We start from the raw sequence: 21,917 nt of genomic DNA on the forward strand, positions 1-21,917 counted from the left end.
GTGGAGCACGTCTTCGCGCGGATGAAGGGTTGGAAGATCCTTCGCGACTGCCGACTGAAAGGCGACGGCGTCCACCACGCCATGCTCGGCATCGCTTCCCTCCACAACCTCGTCCTAGCCGGGTAACGCAGAAACCAGCAGGCCACCAGGCACGTCAAAGATCATTTACGGGACAGCCCTTAGGCGCCTGACGTCCCAGGTGAGGAAGGCACTTTCGTATTCCTGCCTCGAAAGCCGCCACACCCAAGCAAAACGGCGAGGCTATAGGCGGACAAGTGCCCGCTCCCACAACGGGTTTGTGCGCCGCCCACGACGAAGCACGTACCCTCGTGGTCAAGGCCGGTCACCAGATCCTCGGCAACGCCTCCTACCGAGAGCGGGCGCGCGACTCGCTGAAAGATCGCCGGACTGACCGAGCCAGGCCACCGGAGAACAGGGGAGCGGGCCTGCACGTCACCAGTTGTGATGTGCAGGCCCGCTCCCCTTTTCCATGCGAGGCGGCGAACTTCCGCGGCGTCTCAGGAACGTACGACGGCGGACGGCCGGCCCTCGCCGCGGCGCTTCGTGGCGAACCTCCGCATCATCGGCTTCTCCACTAGTTCGTACAGAGCCCACGCGGCGAGGACCGCGACTGCCAGGGAGCCCAGAACGAACGCGACGGAACTCAGGTTGGTGGGCCGGAAGTCGAGCCCGATGACGTGGAGGACGACCTGGATCGCGAAGAAGTGCAGGAGGTAGAACGCGTAGGAGATGCTTCCCAGCCAGACCATGACCGGCCCGGACAGCAGGGAACGGCGCTTCTGGACGTCCGACATGGCCGCCGCTGCTATCAGTACCGCGACCGGCAGGACGCCGACCGCGACGATCGCGTAGTCCTTCGGGGCCTTCAACACCACCGCGTAACCACCTGCGAGGACGAGCCAGGCCAGCCACAGGGGAACTTTGATCCAACGCTTCTCCAGCACGATCCGTGCCAGCAGGACGCCGAGGACGAACTCCCCCATGCGAGCCAGAGGCAGGACGTAGATGAACCAGTACTCCCAGGTGGTCAGTCCCTCGAAACTCAGCTCTCCGGCCGGGAGCAGCTTCGCCGCCTGGGGAATTGCGAAGATCAGCAGAACCACGCCGCCGACCCAATACCACAACCGCTCCGGACGGATCCTCCGCACCGCCTTGAGCAGGAGCGGAAAGCAAAAGTAGAAGAGGGCCTCGACGGACAGCGTCCAGCTGACGAGGTTGAAGGAGAAGGCCAGGTCGAGATCGGGGATCCAGCTGTGGACGAGCAGCAATTGTGGGATCAGTGCGGGCAGTTGGTCACCCACCGACAGAAATATCCCCTGACCCCACCAGGTCATGAAAGCGACTCCGGCCAGAAAGCCTATGAGGTGATTCGGGTAAATCTTGAAAAAACGGCGCCGCCAGAATTTCGGCGCAGTGTCCTCTGTGCGCGCGGACCAGGTCAGTACGAATCCGCTCAGCACGAAGAAGGTGGTGACCCCGAGGTACCCCATCATGAAGGCGAAGGTGCCGATCCGTTGGCCCACCTCACCCGTCGGCAGAGCGACATACGCCACGTGCGATACGAACACCATGCACGCTGCGACCCAACGAAGCCCGGTCAGCGAATTCAGCTGTAGGGGTAAATCCGCCAGGGAATCCGGAGACTCCGATGCTTCCTTCTGTGCGCTGGTCATGCTCCCTCTCCATCGCCATCAAGGGCCGGCTCGTCCCGGCCTACAACTGAAGCCCCGCTCGTCGCCGCCGTCCGGACGGTCAAGCAGTACGTGACCTACGTCAGCGCGGACCCCTTCCCACACGCATCGAGGTCTCCAAGTCGCAGTCGAGCGCGCCGCCTGGCGGCCTGCCCTCACAACCTGTTTGTCCTGACTGCCGCCGGGCGTCCCTCCCGTCTCCCTGCCTTCACCGCCGGAGCGGCACCGCCACCGCGGTGTAGGGGGTCTCGGGGGTGGGCGGCAATGGGAAGCGGGCGTTGGGGAGGTATATGCGGTCGCGGTACACCGCCGCCGCGCACGGCGTGTCGAGACGGGGGTCGGTGATCGTCTCGACCAGGCGGCCGTGATGGCCCGTGGGGTCGAGACGGAAGACAGCGACGTCGGAGGTCCTGGGTGCGTAGAGGGTGCGGCCGTGCACGAGAATGCCGTTGGTCGTGGGGAGTTCGGTATCGCCCAGATCGACACGGCGTGCCCGGCCCGTGCACGGGTCCACGCGGAACAGTCCGCCGCCGTTGGGAAGAATGTTGACCACGAGCAGTGCCCGTCCGTCCGGGGTCGCCGCGATACCCGTGGCGGTGAGGCCGTCCAGGGGCCCCTGGACCCATTCCCCTGAGAGTCGGAGCGTCACCACCGCGTCGGCGGTGGGAAGTTCGCCGCGTGAACCGAGTGGCAGGCCGTAGAGCTGCCCGGTGAAGGAGTCGGTGGCCCAGGCCATGCGAGGGGTCAGCACGACATGGTCGACGAAGGTGTCGGCGGTGCCCACCTCGTACGTCCGCAGGATGCGGCCGGCCGTGCCGTCCATCACGGTGATGGTCCGACCCCAGCCGCCTGCGATGAACAGACGCTGACGGGCGTCAACCTCGATGCCGACGGCGTAGTGGCCCTCGCCGGAGCCCGGGTGGATCAGCGTGCCCTCGCCTGTGGACAGGCGGACACGCTGGATGGCGCCGCCCAGCAGGGAGCCGAAGTACGCGTACGGCGCCGGGCCGATGCCGATGCCGGCCGGGTGGAAGCCATCGGGCAGGTGAAGCAGCGTGGGCCAGGGCGTGTCTGCTGGGCGGGCCGCGGCCGTAGGAGCGGGGCTCAGCGCGACCGTACCCAGTGCCGCTCCCAGGCCGAGGAGTCGCCTCCGGGACAGGCTCGTGCCGCCCCGGGGGATCAGCGGGATGTCGGCCGACGGCTGCGTTCGTCTGGTCTTGGTGATCACCAGCGGCATGCTGGTCCGTTCCGCCTGAGGATGGCTCAAATCCCGCTCACTGCCGACCCTGTCGCCTTGACAGCGCCCAACGTTGATCGTTCCAATGGAGGCGTGGCGCGTGGCGTCGGCCAAAGAGTCTTGGGCCGGCCGACGATCGGGCGACCACCTGTCACCAGGGAATGACCCCCATGCGTTCATCCATCACAGGCGAAGCCTGAGCCGGCGCGTTTCGCCGCTTTTCCGCTGTCGGGTGCCCGAAGCCCTCGTTGTGCTTGGTAGACCAGCCTCTCCTGTCGCACCGAGGCGCAACGCCGTGACCTGGCTGCCCGGACTGGAGACCGTGCGCATCCGCCAAGCAGGCCAACACAGCCGGCCTCTGCGGGGCACCGTCCCGCTGTAACCAGTACCGCGCCTTGTGCGTCCCACCATCCAGGGAGATCCCACTTCGTATGTCCACGCCCTTCAACCAATGGGTCATCGAGGAGTTCCGAGCCAACGGAGGAAAGGTCGGCGGCCCGTTCGAGGGCAGCGATCTGCTGCTTCTCACCACAACCGGCGCCAAGTCAGGCGAGGAGCGCACCACCCCGCTGGGCTACGTCCGTCACGAGCGTGGGCTGCTCGTCGTCGGCTCCAACCTCGGTGGGCCCGTCCACCCCGCCTGGTACCACAACCTCCTGGCCACCCCGCTGGTGCGGGTGGAGACCGGGACGGAGGAGTACGAGGCCGTTGCGGTGCCTGCCGAGGGGGAGGACCGCGACCGCCTGTTCTCGCACGTCGTACAGGCCGAGCCCGGCTACGGCGAGTACCAGGAGAACACTGACCGGATCTTGCCCGTCGTGGTGCTGGAGCGCAGCGACCCGGCGCCCGGCGAGGGGCCCGGCACGGTCAAGAACCTCGCCGACAAGCTGGTCGAGGTCCATGTCTGGCTGCGCGGGCAGCTACGGCACGTGAGTGCCGAGGTGGACGCCTACTTCACGGCGCGGGCTTCCCGGCCGGACGGGGACGAGCAGCCAGTGCCGGGGCTCGGACTCCAGATCCGGCAGCACTGCCTGGCCTTCTGCCAGACGCTGGAGTTCCACCACATGAGCGAGGACGCGCACCTGTTCCCCGCAATGGAGGCTGCGCACCCTCATCTGAAGGACGCCTTCGAGAGGCTGCGCTCCGAGCACAGCACCGTCGCGCGGCTCCAGCAGGAGCTCGCCACCCTGCTCACCGACATCGTGCAGGCTGATCCCGAGCAGTTCCGGGTCGAGTTGGAGCGGATGACCAACGAGCTGACGGCGCACCTCGACTACGAGGAGGAACAGCTGATCCCGGTGCTCGCGGAGATCCCCTTCCCGCCCGGGCCGCCCGCCTGACAGCCCGGCCACGTCCGCGCGCGAGCCCCGGCCTGCCTGGCCGGGGGCTCGTCCCGTGTTCAGGGTGCGGGAGGCGACAACACCTGCTGTGCGTAGGCCATCGCGGCGGGACCGAACTGGAGCACTACGTGCCCGGCCGCTGAATGGACGTCGCGCCACAGCCGTTGCAGCGGGGAGTGCTCGCTGTGCCCCGCTGTTCCAGCGGAGCGGAACAGCCGCTCCACGGCGCCGACCAGCAGATCTGCCGCAAGGGCGCAGTCGCGCTGGCAGCGCGCTGCGTCCTTGGCTGTGACGTCCGTACCGGAGTCGGCGAGAGCGGTTACACGGCCCAGCAGCAGTTCTGCCGCATCGATCTCACCGGAGCTGCGAGCCAAGGTCTCTTCGTAGAGGGAGCGGCCGGGGCCCGGTACACCGGGACCCAGCGCATGCAGGCGTTTCTCCGCGAGGGCCAGCCACTGCGCCAGCGCCCCACGGGCGGCACCCAGCATCGGCAGGGTGAAGAAGAGTCCGTTGACCACCGGCAGGGGCACGGTGTGACAACGAGCCGCCGGCCCGGGCGCACGCCCGGCCATCAGGTCCTCGGCCCGGAAGGTGAGCGAAGTGGAGACGAAAACGTCCTCGGCGACCAGCGAGTCGCTGCCGGTGCCCCGCATGCCGATGTCGGACCAGGTCCGCTCTATGCGGTAAACGGCGCGGCGCAGCGCGAACATCCGGCGTTCGGTGCCGCCGTCCGGCTGCTCGACCAGTCCCAGCACCAGCGCCCAGTCGGAGTGCGAGACGGCGCTGACGTACGGCCACTCCCCGGACAGCAGCCAGCCGCCCTCCGTGTGGCGGGCACGTCCCTTGGGCGAGACCGACCCCACGATCACAGCGTCCGGGCCGTCCTGCCAGAGCTGTTTGCGTCCCTCCTCAGGCAGAAAGGCGGCCATGCGCGCGAGCCCCGCCATGATGGAGGCGCACCACGCGGCGGAGGGGCAGACGGCGCCCAGCGCTCCGACCGCGGGGAGGAGCGCGGTAAAGGAACCACCATCCGTACCGGGGGTCTGCTGACCGGCCCGGCCGCCGTGCGCGGCCGGTACGAAGTGCCGGGCGAAGCCCGCGCCGACCAGAGCCGCCATCACCTCGGGCGCCAGCGACCGGTGGATCTCGGCCTGCTCGGCGTGGGCGGATGCGACACGAGCGGCCCCGTGCGCCGCCTGTGCCAGGCGCGGCTGTGGCGGGTTCTGTCGGGGCATCGGGACGTTCTCCTTCCACATCGGTGCTCGCCGAGCATGGGACAGCCGCTTCGGAACTCGCTCAAATTCCGCTAGAGCCACGCTGGAGCGGCTCGCTCCGTAGGTGTGGGAGATATCACGGAACTATGCAGGGAGGTTCTGCATCTTTTCTTGGATCGGCGGGCGCCGCCCATTCCGCTATGCCGGAGAAGGCAGGTCACCTCTATCTCGGCGCGACTTCCTGAGGATAGCCAGGACTAGGATTCACCTCGTCCCAGACTAGGGGTTTACTTGATCCTTAGGGTGGTCGGCCGTACGCTCGATCGATGTTGCCGACGGGGTAGCCCGGGGAGCGAGACGACTGGCGTATTTGTGGCCGTACTGACCAGTGCGGCCGCTGGCTTGAAATCGTCGACTGTCCATATTGTGACGTTCCTTGCGGGTGCGCCGGACATGGGTTTTTTCTCTATTAGTCGGGGGACTTTGGCGTGACGAAATCGACGTGTGCAGGGGGTCCTGCTCTCTCCATAAGCATCGGCGTGCTCGGACCGATGACGGTGACTCTTGGCGGGCGGTCGATCGTGCCGACGGCGGGGAAGCCGCGGCAACTGCTCGCCCTGCTGGCGCTGCGCAGCGGGCGGGTCGTGCAGGTGCCGACCTTCATGAAGGAGATCTGGGGCGGCAACGTTCCGAAAAGCGGGCTGACCACCCTCCAGACGTACGTGCTCCACCTGCGTCGCCTGATAGCGGACGCACTGCCGGACGACGCCGAGCAGTCGCCCAAGGGCCTGCTGGCCACCCGCTACAACGGCTATCAGCTCTCCGTTGAGGCCGACGGCACGTTCGACCTCGTGGAATTCGAGCGGCTCGCGGCCTCCGGGGCCAGCGCGCTCGGCCGCGGGGACGCCGCCGCTGCCTCCAGGATTCTGGGGCCGGCGCTGGAACTCTGGCGCGGCCCGGCATTGATGGACGTGCCGATGGGCCAAGTTCTCGGTGCCGAGATCGTCGGCATGAACGAGGCACGCATACGGGCGCAGGAGCAGCACATCCTGGCCGACCTCTGGCTCGGCAAACACACCATGCTGATCCCTCGGATGAGTAAGCTTTTCGCCCAGCATCCCCTGCACGAGAACATCGCCGCGTGTTTGATGATCGCCTATCAGCGGTCGGGGGCTTCCTGGCGGGCGCTGGAGGTCTTCCGCGCTCTTCGCAAGTCACTCGCGGAGGAATTGGGGGTCGAGCCGTCCGCGCGGCTTCAAAACCTGTACCGAGAGTTACTCTCCAACACCAGCGAACTGTCGCTGCGCGAGTTCGTCCTCACGTGACCGCGTCACGAAACCCGCGAGCGTCCCACGAAGGAGACGGTCCGCCCATGTCCCGAACCCCGGCCCCGGCCGACGCGGTCCTGCACGAGGTGGCAGGGGGCGTCTTCGCCTACGTCCAGCCCGACGGAGGCTGGTGCGTGAACAACGCCGGACTCCTTGTCTCCGGCGACAGCTCCGCGCTCGTCGACACCGTGGCCACCGAGGCGCGCGCCCGGCTGCTCCGCGAACGGGTCCTGGACGACGGAAGACCGGTGCCGACCGCACTGGTCAGCACGCACTCCCACGGGGACCACACCTTCGGTAACTGGTTGTTCCCGGAGGCGACTGTGTACGGACACCACGAAACCCGGCGCGAGATGATGGCGGCGGGACTGCACCTGACCGGGCTGTGGCCGGACGTGGCATGGGGACGCATCGAACTGGTGCCACCCACGGTCACCTACGGGGCCGAGTTGACGCTCCATGTGGGCGAACTGACCGTCTGCCTCCACCATCCGGGTGTGGCCCACAGCACCAACGACACGCTGGTGTGGGTTCCGGAGCGCAGGGTGCTGTTCACCGGTGACGTCATCATGTCCGGCGTCACCCCGTTCTGCCCCATGGGGTCGGTAGCCGGTTCCCTGCGGGCCATCCGCGCGATGCGCGAACTGAACCCCGAAGTGGTGGTGCCCGGTCACGGACCGGTCGGTGGCTTGGAACTCCTCGACACGACCGAGGCGTACCTGCTGTGGATCCAGCGGCTCGCCCAGGACGGGATGGCCGCGGGACGGACACCCAGTGAGGTGGCACGCGAAGCCGACCTGGGCCCCTTCGCCGAGCTGCTCGAACCGGAGCGGATCATCCCTAATCTGCACCGAGCGTACGCCGAGGAGCGCGCACTCGGGCACGACTCCTCGCTGGACATGACGGCCGTTATCGAGGAGATGGCCCATGTCTTCGAGGAGATGGTCAGCTACCGAGGCGCCCCGTTGCGGTGCACTGCCTGACAGCGGCGACCGCGGCTGAGAGGGGCGACGGCCACCGACGCCCGACGTGGACTCAAGGGTATTTCGACCCGGGCTCTAGGCCGACGTTTCAACATCGGCGCCGGGGTGCGTGAGCGCACCCCGGCGCCGCATGAAACCGAGCACCGGAGCCCCGATGACCGACCTTCTCTCCCTCGCCGAACTCCGCGCCCACGTCGACCAGCACTATGCCCACCAGGTCCAGTGTCTCGACGACGGCCGGTTCGAAGAGTACGCCGCCACCTTCACCCCCGACGGGGAGTTCCAGCACACGCCCGGCGTCGAGCCGGCCCGCACTCACGCCGGGATCGTCCGCGAACTGCGCGCCTTCCATGAGCGGTTCCGCGACAACCCGGTGCAGCGTCGCCACTGGTTCAACATGATCCGCCTGGAGCGACGCGTGGACGGGGCCTACGACGCCACGTTCTACGCCCTGGTGCTCACCGTCCGGCCAGACGTCAAGGAACCCCTAGTCGGGCCGAGTTGTCTGGTCCACGACGTACTGGAGATCGGGGGCGGCACGGTCCGCAACCGCTCCCGACGCGTCGAGCACGATCAGCTCCGCTGACCCGGGCCACCGCACCACCGCTCCACCGGGCGCCCCGAGCGCGCACCCACGCTAGTGAAAGGACACTGCCCCCGATGGCACACAAACCCGTCGCGGTGGTCACCGGATCGTCGTCCGGGATCGGCGCCGCCATCGCCCGTCGGCTGTCCGCCGAGGGAATGGCCGTGGTCGTCAACGGCTCCATGAACACCGAGGCCGGGCGGGCGCTGGCCGCCGAGATGCCAGACGCCCGCTATGTCCGAGCGGACATAGCGGATCCAGTACAGGTCCGCACGCTGTTGCAGTACGTGGAGGACGAACACGGCGCCCTCGACCTGCTCGTGAACTGCGCGGGCGTCACCCGTGCCATCCCGCACGGCGACCTGGAGGCGGTGACGGACGACGTGTGGCGGGCCATCCTCGATGTCAACGTCATCGGCACCTGGCAAACGACCGTCGCCGCGATGCCGCTGCTGCGCAGCTCCGGGGCCGGTCACGTCGTCAACATCTCATCCGTCGCCGGGGTTCGTCCTGCCGGGAGCTCGATCCCGTACGCCGTGAGCAAGTCCGCCATCAATCACATGACCCGGCTCCTGGCCGCTGCCGTCGGACCCGACGTGCGGGTCAACGCGGTGGCGCCGGGCCTGATCGACACGCCCTGGGCGGAGACGTTCACCGAGGTGCGGGAGCGGGTGCGGGCCGTCACCCCGCTGCGCCGCACCGGAACCCCCGACGACGTCGCCGAACTCGTCCTCGGACTTCACCGGGCGGCCTACACGACCGGTGAAGTGGTGCTCGCCGACGGCGGCGCTCACCTGCTGATATGACATCGCGCCACACCTCCGCCGCCGACGCACAGGAGAGGAATTCATGAAGCTAGGCGTGAACCTCACGTATCAGGGCGCGGGCGAACTCGCGGTCGCGGCAGAACAGTTCGGCTACGACGTGGCACTCGCGCCCGAGGGGTACCGCTCGGACGCGGCCAGCGTCCTCGGTCTGGTGGCGGGCCGTACAAAGCGCATCGGCCTGTGCTCCGGCGTGATGCAGATCCCCGCGCGCACCCCCGCACTGACCGCCCTGACCGCTGCGACGCTCCAGGCCCTGTCCAACGGCAGGTTCCGGCTGGGACTCGGCGTCTCCAACCCGGACGTATCGGAGGGCTGGTACGGCGTTCCCTTCGCGGAGCCGCTGGCCAGAACCCGCGAGTACGTCGAGGTGGTGCGGCTGGCTCTGGACGGTAAGCCGGTGCGCTACGAGGGACGGCACCACCGGCTGCCCTCCTCCGGCTCCGGCGCCGCCCCGCTGCACGTGATCACCGAGTGGGAAGGCTCGGTCCCGGTCTATTTGGGGGCCGTCGGCGCGAGGAACCTGGAACTCGCGGGTGAGATCGCCGACGGATGGATCGGTGTTTTCGCCACTCCTGGCCAGGTGGCCGATTCGGTTGCCCGAATCACAGCCGGCCGCGAGCGCGTGGACCGGCCGCTGACCGGCTTCGACGTGATGCCTTGCCTGGCCACCTCCGTGGGCGAGGACGTGGCCTCTTGCGTCGAACGGTTGCGCGGCCACTACGCCTACCTCATGGGCATCGGCGCCCGGGAGCGCAACTTCTACTGCAAGCTCGCCACCCGGATGGGCCACGGTGAGGGCGCCGCCGAGGTGAGCCGGCTGATGGCGATCGGGGACCGGGCAGGAGCCGCGCAGGCGGTACCCGCCGCGTTCATCGACGAGACGTCGCTGGTCGGGCCGGTCGAACGAATCGCGGAGCGGATGCGCGCGTACGCCGACGCGGGCGTGACCACCCTGAGCATCATGATCTCGGCCTTGCAGGCCGGGCTCGACGAAAGGATCACGGTCCTGGAACAGGCCATGGAAGCGCTCGAGCGGTCCGGCGTGCGCGACTGACAACGCGGGGTGGCCACCGACGCGGTGCCCACCCCGCCCGTCGCCCGGGTCAGCGGCCCAGCCGGCCGACAACGGAGTCGAGCAGCGCAGCGGGAGAGGGCTGGCGCGACATCTCGGCGCGCACTTCGGCGGCCGCTCGCCGGAAGCTCTCCTCGGAGAGCAGCCGCTCGGCAGCCGCACGCACGGCGGCGGCGTGCAGTTCGGCGGGGGCGATGGACAGGCCGGCCCCTCGGTCCACCACACGGCGCGCGCACAGGTCGTTGTCCGCGCCGCTGGGCACCACCAGTTGCGGGACACCGTAGTGGAGCGCAGCCGCCGTGGTGCCCGAGCCGCCGTGGTGCGCCACCAGGGAACAGTCTGCCAAGAAGGCGGTGAGGGGCACGAAACCGGCCGGGATCAGGTTCGCGGGCAGAGGCTCCAGCAGGCTCAGGTCCGTCTCGTCGTCGGCCAGCACCACCTCGGCGTCCATCCCGGCGAGTGAGTCCACGAGTTGCTTGAGCATGCCGCTGCCTCCGGGCAGCAGCGGCGCGACTGTCCCCAAGGTCAGACAGATCCGGGGCTGCGCGGGGCGGCGCAGCGCCCAGTCCGGCAGTGCGGCGCCCCCGTTGTAGGGCACGTAGCGCATCGGCAGCCACGGCACGCCGTCCCGCTCGTCGGGTTCCTCCCCGGTCAGTCCGCCGAGGCTGGGGGCACGGGGGTCGACCCGGCCGAGCAGGTCCGGGCCCTTGTCGCCGAGCCCGAGCCGGTCGCGCAGCTCCCGTACGACGGGGGCGTCGTCCGGCTGCATACCCATGCGGGCGTTGAGTCCCGTGGCCTCGCGTACCTCCGGGTCCCGCAGCGACCAGGAGACCCGGTTGCCTACCTCCAGCGCCGGGATGCCGAGTGCCACGGCCGCGAGCTTGCCGGCCTGGTGGTCGGAGCAGTACACCACCAGGTCTGCCCGGAAGTCCCTGCCGGCGGTGACGGTGCCCTCCGTCATGGCCAGGGTGAACAGGTCGAACGGGCGCATGGAGCGAGCGAGTTCCCAGTAGCCGTCGGGTACCTCCCCGGACCGGTCGCCGGAGTCCTCGGCCACCAGGTCCTCACCGATGTCCCGCTGCGGAAAGACATCGACGACCGGCAGCCCCGAAGCGGCCGCGATCTTCACCATGTGCGCCGTGGTGGCGACCAGCACCTCGTGCCCCGCCGCCCGGGCCGCCCACACCAGCGGCACCATCGGCAGCATCAGACCGTATCCCGGTGCGGCCGGGAACAGGATCCGCATTTTCAGTTCCTTTCTGAAAGAGAAACCCAGCCGGCCGTCACCCGGTGTGCCCGACCGAATGGAATACGGCCTCGACAAGTCCACGCACCCGCTCGTCCATTCCGCCCATCTGTGCGGAACCCGCATTGGGGGTGTAGGCGAAGGCGAGTTCGGCCTCCGGATCCGCGAAGACGAAAACGCCGTTCGCCCCGCTGAGGCCGAAGGAATTCTTCAGTCCGGATTCCGCGGGGAAGACCGGACTGTCCGCCAACTGCATGCCCAGGCCCCAGGTCAGCGGGAGGTACATCACCTGGCAGGGACCCGTGGAGTGCGGTCGGGTCAGCTCGGCGGTGCGTGCGGGGCTGATGAGCCGGATGCCGTCGACCGTGCCGACGAGGGCGGCGAACAGGCGGGCCATCGCCCGGGCACTGGCCAGCCCTCCGTAGGAGGGGTCCTCCACCGCCGGATCCGCCGGGTCCTGCGACATGCTGCCGATCGTCGCCCGATAGGTGAGCGATGTGGGGTCGCGCAACTCCTCCACCTCGCCCGGGTCGGCGCCTGCCATGAGGGCTTCGGCTTTGGATTCGAGCATGGTGGCGAGGGGGGCGTGGGGGTCTTTGAGACCGATGTGGGCGTCGAGCTCGAGGGGAGTGGCGATGTGGTGGTGGAAGTACTGGCCGACGGTCTGTCCCGTGACGCGGCGGATGAGTTCGCTGACGAGGTGGCCGTAGGTGGTGGCGTGGTAGCCGTGGGCGCTGTCCGGGGTCCAGGCGGGGCGGGCTTCGGCGAGGGCCTGGGCGATGGGCGTGTGGGCGCGCAGGGCGTCGTGGGTGAGGGGGGCGTGGTCGAGGGTCACGACGCCTGACCGGTGACTGAGGACCATCCGGGGGGTGATGCCGTCTTTGCCGTGGCGGGCGAACTCCGGCCAGTGGGCCGCGATGGGGGTGTCGAGGTCGAGCGGGTGGCGGTCGGCGAGGTGGAGGAGGGCGGTGGTGGCCAGGGCCTTGGTGGGTGAGGCGAGGACGGTGAGGGTGTCGGGGGTCCAGGGGTTGTGGTGGTCGGGGTCGGCCCAGCCGGCCCAGAGGTCCACGACGGGGCGGCCGCGGTGGTAGACGCAGACGGCGGCGCCTACTTCGGTGCCGGTGGCGAAGTTGTGGTGGAAGGCACGGTCGACCTCGGCGAAGGCGCCGTCGGTGGTGCCGGCGTGGGGATAGTCGTGCACGGGTGGGATGTCCTCTGTCCGGTGGTGTGCGTGAGTTCCGCCCGAGCACGGTCGGGCGGGGCGGGCTGTTCTCCTGCGATCATCCGGCCACCACTCGCACACCACTCGAATCTCGGTCACTCCTCACTCGTAACGCGATAAAGCAGCCTCTCCCGGGAAACGGCGGATCTGGCAGGATCGCCACCATGCGATTTCGCAGAAGGAAAGCATCGCTGGAGTATCCGTGCTTATCCGCCAGTGGCCGAGCAATTCCGGTGCAGGGGGTGCAGTCGTGTTCGCGGACATAGCCTCATTCCATGCCTGGTACACCGAGCAGCGCCGTAGCCAGAAATCTCGCACAGAGAGAATCGCCCTCGAAGCACTGGACGGCTGGACGACCGAGCCGAGCACCGGCAACCTCGTCCACCGCACCGGACGGTTCTTCAGCATTCAGGGGCTCGACGTGGTCCGCTCCGGGCGCGCGATCGACGCCTGGCAACAGCCCATCATCGTGCAGCCCGAACAAGGCATCCTGGGCATCCTGGTGAAGGAGTTCGACGGGGTCCCGCACTGCCTGCTGCAGCTGAAGATGGAACCCGGCAACGTCAACGGCCTGCAACTGTCGCCGACCGTGCAGGCCACCCGGAGCAACTTCACCGGAGTGCACGGCGGCAGGGCGGTCCCGTACCTCGACCACTTCACCACCCCGCGCGTCGGCCGCATCCTGTCCGACGTTCTCCAGTCCGAACAGGCATCCTGGTTTCTGGCCAAACGCAACCGCAACATGATTGTCCAGGTCGACCAGGACGTCCCGCTGCTGCCCAACTTCTGCTGGCTGAGCTTCGAGCAGATCGCCGCGCTGCTGCGCGAACCGAACCTGGTCAACATGGACACCCGTACCGTGCTCGCGGGCGCTGCCGCCCTGCGGACCCCGCGGCAGCCGCCGGCCGGGAACTCGTTCGGTGCCGCACTGGCGCGTTCGTGGACCGCCGGGTACGCCCTGCATACCACTGTGGAACTGCTCAGCTGGTTCACCGAGGCCAAGAACCGCTGCGTGCTGACCCGCCGGCTCGTCCCACTCACCGGGATACACGGCTGGAGCCACCGCAGAGGTTCGGTCGTCCACGACCGCGGCCAGCACTTCGCAGTGGTCGGCGTGGCGGTCGAAGCACCCGACCGAGAGGTCACCCACTGGCATCAGCCGATGTTCGAACCACGCAGCCAGGGGGTCATCGCCTTTCTCGTCCGGCGCCTACGAGGCGTCCCTCACCTGCTGCTGCACGCCCGCACCGAGACCGGGGCACTCGACGGCGTCGAGATGGCCCCCACCGTCCAGTGTCAGCCCGACAACTACAGCCTGCTGCACCCGGATCACGCGCCCACCTTCCTGCACCACGTACTGGCCGCCGCTCCGGACCGCATCCGGCACGACAGCGTCCAGTCCGAGGAGGGCGGACGCTTCTACCACGCGCAGAACCGCTATCTGCTGGTGGAGGTCGAGGACGACTTCCCCCTGGACGTACCGCCCGACTACGCGTGGGTCACCCCGCGCCAGCTCACCGAATTCGTCCGGTACGGCAACCATCTGAACGTCGAAGCGCGCAGCCTCCTGACGTTCCTCGGCTTCTACAAGGAGGACAACGAGTGACCACCCACGTCTGGGACTACCTCGCGGAGTACGAGGCTGAACGGGACGACATCCTCGACGCCGTGCAACAGGTCTTCGCCAGCGGCAGGCTCGTCCTGGGCGAGAGCGTCCGGGGCTTTGAGGCGGAGTTCGCCGCCTACCACGGTCTGCCTCACTGCACCGGGGTCGACAACGGCACCAATGCCGTCAAACTCGCCCTGGAGGCGTGCGGGGTCTGCCCCGGCGACGAGGTGATCACGGTGTCCAACACCGCGGCGCCCACCGTGGTCGCCATCGACGGGACCGGCGCCACCCCTGTCTTCGTCGATGTGCGGGCAGAGGACCACCTGATGGACACCGACCTCGTCGAGGCCGCCGTGACCGCGCGCACCAAGGCCATCGTGCCGGTCCATCTCTACGGCCAGTGCGTTGACATGGAGCCGCTGCTCCGCATCGCCCGCACCCACGGTCTGCGCATCGTGGAGGACTGCGCCCAGGCTCACGGCGCCCGCCGCGACGGCCGCCTCGCCGGCACCGCGGGCGACGCCTCGGCCTTCTCGTTCTACCCCACCAAGGTGCTCGGGGCCTACGGAGACGGCGGGGCGGTGCTCACCGCCGACGAGGACGTCGACCGGGCCATGCGCCGACTGCGCTACTACGGCATGGAGGACGTCTACTACGTCGAACGCACCCCCGGGCACAACAGCAGGCTCGACGAGGTGCAGGCCGAGATCCTGCGCCGCAAGCTCACCCGCCTGGACACCTACATCGCCGACCGCCGAGCCATCGCCGAGCGCTACGCCCAGGGGCTAGGTGACCTGTGCGGGTCCGGCGGCCTCGAGCTGCCCGCGATCACCGAGGGCAACGAACACGTCTACTACGTGTACGTCGTCCGCCACCCGCGTCGCGACGAGGTGATCCGGCGGCTCCGGGAGCGCTACGACATCGCGCTGAACATCAGCTATCCGTGGCCGGTGCACACCATGCGGGGCTTCGCCCACCTCGGCGTCGAGCAGGGCTCCCTGCCCGTCACGGAGGAACTCGCCCGGAGGATCTTCTCCCTCCCGATGTACCCCTCGCTCACGCAAGCCCGGCAGGACAAGGTCATCGACGCCCTGCGCGACGTCCTGCGGACCCTCGACTAGACCAGGAAGGGTGAACAACCCACCATGCACCCCACTTCGGACACCATCTACCAACGGGCCGACGTCTACCACGACTTCTACCTCGGCCGCGGAAAGGACTACCGAGCCGAGGCAGCCCTGGTACGCGAACTGATCGCGCAGCGAGCACCGGGCGCCCGCTCGCTGCTGGATGTCGCCTGTGGCACCGGCTCGCACCTGCGCGAACTGGCGAAGACGTTCGAAGAGGCCGCCGGAGTCGACCTCTCCGAGCAGATGCTCGCCGTCGCCGCCCGCACCAACCCCGGCGTGCCCTGCCACCAAGGGGACATGCGCACCTTCCGGCTCGGCCGCACCTACTCGGCCGTCACCTGCATGTTCAGCTCGATCGGCTACCTGGCGACCACCGACGACCTCGACCAAGCCGTGCAGAACCTCGCTGACCACCTCGAGCCCGGCGGCGTACTCGTGGTCGAACCCTGGTGGTGCCCCGAGAGCTTCCTGCCCGGCTATGTCGGCGCCGACGTGGTCACCGTCGGCGGCCGGACCATTGCCCGTGTCTCGCACACCGTACGCGAGGGGACGAGCAGCCGCATGGACGTGCACTACACCGTCGCTGCACCCGCCACCGGTGTGGAGCACTTCACCGACACCCACGTGATGAGCCTGTTCGCGCGCTCCGACTACAAAGTCGCCTTCCAACGCGCGGGACTGGAGTTGGAATACGTTCGGGACGAGCTGTTCGGGCCCGGACTCTTCGTCGCCACGCCCCGGGAAGCCCGCCCGTGAGGACCCGGGAACTGGCCGTGTTCGGCGCCCACGTCTTCGAGCCGGAGATCTTCCACGACCGGCGCGGCAGCTTCTGCTCGCCCCACCAGAACCCCGCGTACACCGGCGCCCTGGGCCGCCCGCTGTTCCCGGTGGCCCAGGTCAGCACCAGCCGCTCCCGGCGCGGTGTGGTGCGCGGGATTCACTTCACCGCGACACCCGGCTCCATGGCCAAGTACGTGCTGTGCACCGGCGGCCGGGCATGGGACGTCGTCGTCGACCTGCGGCTGGGCTCCCCGACGTTCGGCCGCCACGACCGCGTGGAACTGTCCCCGGACACCGGCACCGCGCTGTACCTGCCGCCCGGGGTAGGCCACTTGTTCGTCGCCCTGGAGGACGACACCACCATGGTCTACCTGCTCTCGGCCACCTACCGCGCGGACAAGGAGCGTGCCGTGCACCCGCTGGACCCCGCGCTGGGCCTGGACCTGCCGACGGGCCTCGAACCGGTGCTCTCCGACCGGGACCAGGACGCCCCCACGCTGGCCGCCGCCCGTGGCGCCGGGCTGCTGCCCGACTACGCCGCGCTCCAGGGCGGTGCCTGATGAGCGCCCGGCTGGACGACCGGCCGCTCGTCGTGGTGTTGGGCGCCTCGGGCTTCCTCGGCTCCGCCGTCCTTGCCGCGCTGTCGGAGCTGCCCGTCCGGCTGCGGGCAGTCTCCCGGCGGCCGGTTCGGCCGCCCGCCGGAGCCCGCGCCCGCACGGAGTGCCGCGCCGCCGACCTGACCGACCGGGCGGCCCTCGCCGGCGCGGTGCACGGCGCCGACGCCGTGCTGCCCTTCACCGCACGCATCCGCGGCGCGTCCGGCTGGCGACTCGCGGAGGGGGACTCGGCCGCGGAAAGGGTGAACGTCGGTGTCGTGCGCGACCTGGTCGAGGTACTCGCCGCCGCCCGCCGTCCCGGGGCGGCCCCGCCCGCCGTGCTGTTCCCCGGCAGCAACACCCAAGTCGGGCCGGTCGACAGTGACTGGATCGACGGCACCGAGACGGACCGGCCCCAAGGCGAGTACGACCGGCAGAAGCACACCGCGGAGCTACTGCTGAAGGAGGCCACCACGGCCGGTGCCGTCCGGGCGGTGAGCCTGCGGCTGCCCCCGGTGTTCGGCCCGTCCGGGTCGACCGCCGAGGACCGGGGCGTGGTCTCCACCATGGCCCGGCGCGCGCTCGCCGGGGAACCGCTCACCCTGTGGAACGACGGCACGGTGCGTCGGGACTTCCTCTACGTGGAGGACGCCGCGCGCGCCTTCGTCACGGCCCTCGGCCAAGTCGACGCGCTCGCCGGACGTCACTACCTCGTCGGCACGGGACAACCCCGGTCCCTTGGCGACGTGTTCCGAACCGTCGCCGACGCCGTCGCCCGGCACCAGGGGATCCCCGCGGTGCCGGTGGGCACGGTGCCTGCGCCTGCGGAGTCGGAGGGGACCGACGTACGCAGCCTGTGCGTCGATCCGTCGGCTTTCGTAGCCGCCACCGGCTGGCGCGCCGTCACCCCGCTGGACACCGCGCTCGACCGTACGGTCGCGGCCCTGGCCACACGGCGCTGACGCGGGGCGTGCCCGCGCGGGGTCACCGCCGGTCCGCCTCCCGTATCAGGTCCTCCAGGACGTCCACCACCCGGGCGGGCGACGGCTGTCGCGCGATCTCCGTGCGCAGCTCCTGCGCCGCTGCCCGGGGCTCCTGGGCAGCCAGCAGCCGTGCGGCGGCCCGCGCCACCTCGGCCACGGTCTGCCGTTCCTGCGGCAGTGTCACGGCGGCGCCGCGCCCTTCCACCCGGCAACAGGGCTCCACCATCTTGGGGATGGTGGGCAGCAGCAGCTGAGGGACGCCCGCGTGCAGCGCCGTCAGGGTGGTCTGCCCGCCCCCGTGATGGACAATCAGGTCACACGTGGTCAGCAGCGTGTCCAGAGAGAACCAGCCGACGCGCGCCTCCGGCACCGCCTCGCTCAGGGAGCCCGCCACCGCCTCGGGGGCGGCTATCACGCACTCCGCGTCGAGCGACCTCAGTGCCCGGACGAGGTCGACCAGCCAGGCGACCTCTTCCTCTTCCGACACCCGGCTGCCCGCCGTCACACAGATCCGGGAGCGTTCGCCGCGCCGCCGCATCCAGGATTCCAGGGGACGGCGCTGGTTGTAGGGCACGAACCGCATGCCCTGGCGTGGCCCTCGCCCCGGCAACCGCAGACCAGGCGGGCAGATGTCCACCCACAGATCGGCTGCCGGCAGCCCGTCCAGGCCCGCTCCGGCCAGCTCCGGAGCCAGTTCGAAGGCCGCGCCCGCGTCGATGGCCGGCGGCTCCCCCAGGTCCCAGGTGTGCCGGACCCACGGCAATCCCAGCTCGTGGGCGGCTATCGCAGCGGCGTAGCACAGCGAGCCGCCGACGATTAGGTCCGGCTCCCAGTCGGCGGCCAGCTCGCGCAGGCCGGGCAGACACGCGCGTGCCAGCCGGCCGAAGCCATGCCCGTTGAACAGCAGGCGTTCGTCCGGGTCCGCCGGGACCGTCAAGGGCCGCCCCGTCCCGTCCCGGAACATGAAGTCGCGCATCGTGCCATCGACCACGGCGGCCACGGGCAGTCCGGTGGACAGGACGTACGAGGTCATGTCCGCGGGGGACGCGACGAGGACCTCGTGGCCTGCGAGCCGGGCAGCCGAGGCGAGGGGGGACAGAGCGAAGACGGTCGCGGGGCTCCCGCCGGTAAGAAACACGATCTTCATGGCGTCACGATCGCGGGTCTCGCTCAAGGGTCGCTCGAGTACCACACCGGTTGAGCTGTACTCGAGCAGCGGTTGACTGCGGCGGCCTAGGAAGGAACGCGGCGCCGGGTTCCCGGCGCGCTGGCACCGTGCAAGGAGGAGACCGAGTACATGTCCCGCCGTGTCGTGATAACCGGGATGGGGGTACGCGCGCCGGGCGGAAACGGCGCGGAGGAGCTCTGGTCTCTGTTGTCCTCCGGGCGCACCGGCACCCGCCGGATCAGCCTTTTCGACGCATCTCCGTTCCGCTCCCGAATCGCCGGGGAATGCGACTTCGACGCCGCCGCCGAGGGCCTGACGCCGCGTGAGGTACGGCGCATGGACCGGGCCACCCAGCTCGCCGTGGTCTGTGCCCGCGACGCCGTGGCCGACAGCGGGCTCGACGTGAACGCCCTGGACCCGGCCAGGATCGGGGTGAGCCTGGGCAGTGCCGTAGCGTCCGCCACCAGTCTGGAGAACGAATATCTGGTGCTGTCCGACGCGGGCCGGCAGTGGCAGGTGGACCACGCCTACCTGTCCCCGCACATGTACGACTACCTCACCCCGGGCGTGATGCCCGCTGAACTCGCCTGGACCGTGGGTGCCGAAGGACCGGTGTCGCTGATCTCCAACGGCTGCACCTCCGGGCTGGACGCCGTGGGCAACGCCGTACAACTGATCGCCGACGGCAGCGCCGATGTGGTGATCAGCGGGGCCACCGACGCCCCCATCACCCCCATCGTCGTGGCCAGCTTCGACGCCATCAAGGCCACCACAAATCGCAACGACGACCCCGCGTGCGCGTCCAGGCCCTTCGACGCCACCCGCAACGGGTTCGTGCTGGCCGAGGGTGCGGCCGTGTTCGTCCTCGAGACCCTCGAGAGCGCCCGCGCCCGCGGCGCCCACATCTACGCCGAGGCCAGTGGGTACGCCAGCCGCTGCAACGCCTACCACATGACCGGACTGAAAGCCGATGGCCGGGAGATGGCCGAGGCCATCCGAGCCGCGCTGGACCAGTCCCGGCTCGACGCCACCTCGGTGGACTACATCAACGCCCACGGCTCGGGCACCGTGCAGAACGACCGGCACGAGACCGCTGCGTTCAAGCGTGCTCTGGGCGAGCACGCCTACCGCGCCCCGGTCAGCTCGATCAAATCCATGGTCGGGCACTCGCTGGGTGCCATCGGTTCGGTAGAGATCGCGGCCTGCCTGCTCGCGATGCGGCACAACGTCGTTCCGCCGACCGCCAACCTGCACCACTCCGACCCGGAGTGCGATCTCGATTACGTCCCGCTAGCCGCCCGGGAACAGCGAGTGGACACCGTGCTGACCGTCGGCAGCGGGTTCGGTGGCTTCCAGAGCGCGATGCTGCTTCGGCAGCCGGAAGGAGCGTCATGACCGCCGCTGTGGTGACCGGCCTGGGAGTAGTGTCCCCCAACGGACTTGGCGCCGAGGGTTTCTGGACCGCGACGCTCAAGGGGCACAGCGGCATCGCGGAAATCAGCCGCTTCGACACCACCGGGTCCGCCGCGCGCCTCGCCGGAGAAGTGACCGACTTCGACCCCGCCGAGCACCTGTCCAACCGGCTCCTGCCGCAGACCGACCCGTCCACCCGCTTCGCGCTCGCCGCAGCGGACTGGGCGCTGGCCGACGCGGGCGCCGACCTCGCCGAACTGGCCGACTACGACATGGGTGTGGTCACGTCGAACGCCTTCGGCGGCTTCGAGTTCACCCACCGCGAGTTCGCAAAGCTCTGGACGCGGGGCCCCAAGCACGTCAGTGTCTACGAATCCTTCGCCTGGTTCTACGCTGTCAACACCGGCCAGATCTCGATCAAGCACAAGCTGCGCGGACCGAGCAAGGCGCTGGTCGCCGAGCAGGCAGGTGGCCTCGACGCCCTGGGACACGCCCGCAGGGCGATCCGCGACGGCGCCCGGCTGGTCGTCACCGGCGGGATGGACTCCGCGCTCGAGCCCTGGGGCTGGGCGGCCCAGGTGTCCGGCGGGCGGGTGAGCCCGCACGGCTACCTCCCGTTCGACCGGAGCGCGAGCGGGCATGTGCCCGGCGAGGGCGGTGCCCTGCTGGTGCTGGAAGAGGCCGCCTCCGCGCGGCGGCGCGGCGTGACCAGGGTGTATGGGGAGATCGCCGGACACGCCAGCACCTTCGACCCGCCGCCCGGCTCCTCGCGCCCGCCCGCGCTGCGCCGCGCCATCGAGCTCGCCCTGACCGACGCCGGGGTGGCGTCTGATGACGTCGACGTGGTCCTCGCGGACGGTGCGGGGGTGGCGGAACTCGACCGGCAGGAGGCAGCGGCGCTGCGCGACGTCTTCGGCGAGCGCGCCGTGCCTGTCACGGTGCCCAAGGCACTCACCGGACGGCTGATGTCCGGTGGCGGCCCGCTGGACGTGGTCGCGGCGTTGCTCTGCCTGCGCGACGGGGTGATTCCGCCGACCGCCGCCACCCACGACGTGCCCGACGACTACGGCATCGACTTGGTGCTCGGCTCGCCCCGTTACGCGCGGCTGTCCACCGCCCTGGTCCTGGCCCGGGGCAAGTGGGGCTTCAACGCGGCCGCCGTGGTGCGCGCGGGCGACCGCTGACCCACCCAAGCCTGCCCACCACCGAGAGAAGGAAAGACGATGAACACCACCATGACCGTGGGCGACGTGCGCAGGATTCTCGCCGAATGCGCCGGGGACGAGGGCACTTCGCTGGACGGGGACATCCTGGACTCCACCTTTGACGAACTGGGATACGACTCGCTGGCGGTGATGGAGACCACCACGATCGTCGAGCGCGAGTACGGCGTTGAGGTCGCGGGCGCTCCCAGGACGCCGCGCGAGCTGCTGCAAGCCGTCAACGACGCGCGCACGGCGGTAAACTAGCC

General features: G+C 69.5%; 20 protein-coding genes and 1 pseudogene. 15 read left to right on the forward strand and 6 right to left on the reverse strand.

The genetic code is table 11. The annotated features are described in order from the left end of the window. Nucleotides 1-126: pseudogene (locus AB0F01_RS29980) on the forward strand (IS5/IS1182 family transposase); the annotation flags it as partial. Nucleotides 127-518: 392 nt separating this feature from the next. Here AB0F01_RS29980 and AB0F01_RS29985 read toward each other — a convergent pair. Both AB0F01_RS29985 and AB0F01_RS29990 read right to left on the reverse strand, forming a co-directional pair. Beyond that, a complete protein-coding gene (locus AB0F01_RS29985) occupies nt 519-1,694 on the reverse strand; it encodes an acyltransferase (RefSeq protein WP_362102206.1) in 1,176 nt (391 codons plus the stop codon). A 226-nt stretch (nt 1,695-1,920) separates the two neighbouring features. Beyond that, on the reverse strand, nt 1,921-2,979 hold the full coding sequence (locus tag AB0F01_RS29990; RefSeq protein ID WP_362102209.1) for a superoxide dismutase: 1,059 nt from the start codon (nt 2,977-2,979) through the stop codon (nt 1,921-1,923). Nucleotides 2,980-3,380: 401 nt separating this feature from the next. Here AB0F01_RS29990 and AB0F01_RS29995 point away from each other — a divergent pair, with 401 nt between their 5' ends. Next, a complete protein-coding gene (locus tag AB0F01_RS29995) occupies nt 3,381-4,289 on the forward strand; it encodes a nitroreductase/quinone reductase family protein (protein ID WP_362102212.1) in 909 nt (302 codons plus the stop codon). Nucleotides 4,290-4,348: 59 nt separating this feature from the next. On the opposite strand, the gene AB0F01_RS30000 is transcribed toward AB0F01_RS29995, so the two are convergent. After that, complete coding sequence (locus AB0F01_RS30000; RefSeq protein ID WP_362102213.1) at nt 4,349-5,524, reverse strand: hydrolase; 1,176 nt, start codon at nt 5,522-5,524, stop codon at nt 4,349-4,351. A 518-nt stretch (nt 5,525-6,042) separates the two neighbouring features. Between AB0F01_RS30000 and AB0F01_RS30005 the strand changes: the two genes are divergently transcribed. The 5 genes from AB0F01_RS30005 to AB0F01_RS30025 all read left to right on the forward strand — a co-directional run bounded on the left by AB0F01_RS30005 (nt 6,043) and on the right by AB0F01_RS30025 (nt 10,281). Next, nucleotides 6,043-6,828, forward strand: a complete 786-nt coding sequence (locus AB0F01_RS30005; RefSeq protein ID WP_362102216.1) for an AfsR/SARP family transcriptional regulator — start codon at nt 6,043-6,045, stop codon at nt 6,826-6,828. Nucleotides 6,829-6,875: 47 nt separating this feature from the next. Next, nucleotides 6,876-7,814: an MBL fold metallo-hydrolase gene (locus AB0F01_RS30010; protein WP_362102219.1), complete on the forward strand. Its 939-nt coding sequence runs from the start codon at nt 6,876-6,878 to the stop codon at nt 7,812-7,814. A 154-nt stretch (nt 7,815-7,968) separates the two neighbouring features. Next, nucleotides 7,969-8,400 carry a nuclear transport factor 2 family protein gene (locus AB0F01_RS30015; RefSeq protein WP_362102222.1) on the forward strand — a complete coding sequence of 144 codons (432 nt, stop codon included), beginning with the start codon at nt 7,969-7,971 and terminating at the stop codon, nt 8,398-8,400. A 74-nt stretch (nt 8,401-8,474) separates the two neighbouring features. Continuing rightward, nucleotides 8,475-9,206, forward strand: a complete 732-nt coding sequence (locus AB0F01_RS30020) for an SDR family oxidoreductase (RefSeq protein ID WP_362102225.1) — start codon at nt 8,475-8,477, stop codon at nt 9,204-9,206. 43 nt (nt 9,207-9,249) lie between these two features. Next, nucleotides 9,250-10,281, forward strand: coding sequence for an LLM class flavin-dependent oxidoreductase (locus AB0F01_RS30025; RefSeq protein WP_362102228.1), 1,032 nt, complete (start codon nt 9,250-9,252; stop codon nt 10,279-10,281). Nucleotides 10,282-10,330: 49 nt separating this feature from the next. Here the strand turns inward: AB0F01_RS30025 and AB0F01_RS30030 are convergent, their stop codons facing one another. After that, on the reverse strand, nt 10,331-11,545 hold the full coding sequence (locus tag AB0F01_RS30030; protein WP_362102231.1) for a nucleotide disphospho-sugar-binding domain-containing protein: 1,215 nt from the start codon (nt 11,543-11,545) through the stop codon (nt 10,331-10,333). Between the two features lie 37 nt (nt 11,546-11,582). Continuing rightward, the gene (locus tag AB0F01_RS30035) at nt 11,583-12,746 is read right to left on the reverse strand and encodes a serine hydrolase domain-containing protein (protein ID WP_362102234.1); all 1,164 of its coding nucleotides are present in this window, start codon (nt 12,744-12,746) and stop codon (nt 11,583-11,585) included. A gap of 271 nt (nt 12,747-13,017) precedes the next feature. Here AB0F01_RS30035 and AB0F01_RS30040 point away from each other — a divergent pair, with 271 nt between their 5' ends. From AB0F01_RS30040 to AB0F01_RS30060, 5 genes are read left to right on the forward strand one after another with little or no spacing between them, the layout of a single operon-like run. Beyond that, a complete protein-coding gene (locus tag AB0F01_RS30040) occupies nt 13,018-14,373 on the forward strand; it encodes an NDP-hexose 2,3-dehydratase family protein (RefSeq protein WP_362102237.1) in 1,356 nt (451 codons plus the stop codon). Beyond that, a complete protein-coding gene (locus tag AB0F01_RS30045) occupies nt 14,370-15,497 on the forward strand; it encodes a DegT/DnrJ/EryC1/StrS family aminotransferase (RefSeq protein ID WP_362102240.1) in 1,128 nt (375 codons plus the stop codon). The genes AB0F01_RS30040 and AB0F01_RS30045 overlap by 4 nt, the downstream gene beginning before the upstream one ends. 24 nt (nt 15,498-15,521) lie before the next feature. Beyond that, entirely contained in the window at nt 15,522-16,262 is a 741-nt protein-coding gene (locus AB0F01_RS30050; protein WP_362102243.1) for a class I SAM-dependent methyltransferase, read from the forward strand. After that, on the forward strand, nt 16,259-16,846 hold the full coding sequence (rfbC, locus tag AB0F01_RS30055) for a dTDP-4-dehydrorhamnose 3,5-epimerase (RefSeq protein ID WP_362102246.1): 588 nt from the start codon (nt 16,259-16,261) through the stop codon (nt 16,844-16,846). The genes AB0F01_RS30050 and rfbC overlap by 4 nt, the downstream gene beginning before the upstream one ends. Further along, nucleotides 16,846-17,844 carry an NAD-dependent epimerase/dehydratase gene (locus tag AB0F01_RS30060; RefSeq protein ID WP_362102249.1) on the forward strand — a complete coding sequence of 333 codons (999 nt, stop codon included), beginning with the start codon at nt 16,846-16,848 and terminating at the stop codon, nt 17,842-17,844. The genes rfbC and AB0F01_RS30060 overlap by 1 nt, the downstream gene beginning before the upstream one ends. A 22-nt stretch (nt 17,845-17,866) precedes the next feature. On the opposite strand, the gene AB0F01_RS30065 is transcribed toward AB0F01_RS30060, so the two are convergent. After that, on the reverse strand, nt 17,867-19,012 hold the full coding sequence (locus AB0F01_RS30065) for a glycosyltransferase (RefSeq protein WP_362102252.1): 1,146 nt from the start codon (nt 19,010-19,012) through the stop codon (nt 17,867-17,869). A gap of 150 nt (nt 19,013-19,162) precedes the next feature. Here AB0F01_RS30065 and AB0F01_RS30070 point away from each other — a divergent pair, with 150 nt between their 5' ends. The 3 genes from AB0F01_RS30070 to AB0F01_RS30080 are packed head-to-tail and all read left to right on the forward strand — an operon-like array spanning nt 19,163 to nt 21,915. Continuing rightward, complete coding sequence (locus AB0F01_RS30070) at nt 19,163-20,428, forward strand: beta-ketoacyl-[acyl-carrier-protein] synthase family protein (RefSeq protein WP_362102255.1); 1,266 nt, start codon at nt 19,163-19,165, stop codon at nt 20,426-20,428. Continuing rightward, the gene (locus tag AB0F01_RS30075; RefSeq protein WP_362102258.1) at nt 20,425-21,630 is read left to right on the forward strand and encodes a ketosynthase chain-length factor; all 1,206 of its coding nucleotides are present in this window, start codon (nt 20,425-20,427) and stop codon (nt 21,628-21,630) included. The genes AB0F01_RS30070 and AB0F01_RS30075 overlap by 4 nt, the downstream gene beginning before the upstream one ends. 39 nt (nt 21,631-21,669) lie before the next feature. Further along, nucleotides 21,670-21,915 (forward strand): acyl carrier protein, encoded by a 246-nt coding sequence (locus tag AB0F01_RS30080; RefSeq protein ID WP_362102261.1) that lies wholly within the window; start codon nt 21,670-21,672, stop codon nt 21,913-21,915. Nucleotides 21,916-21,917: the final 2 nt, after the last annotated feature.

Source organism: Streptomyces sp. NPDC029526 (genome assembly GCF_040637405.1).
Lineage (GTDB): Bacteria > Actinomycetota > Actinomycetes > Streptomycetales > Streptomycetaceae > Streptomyces.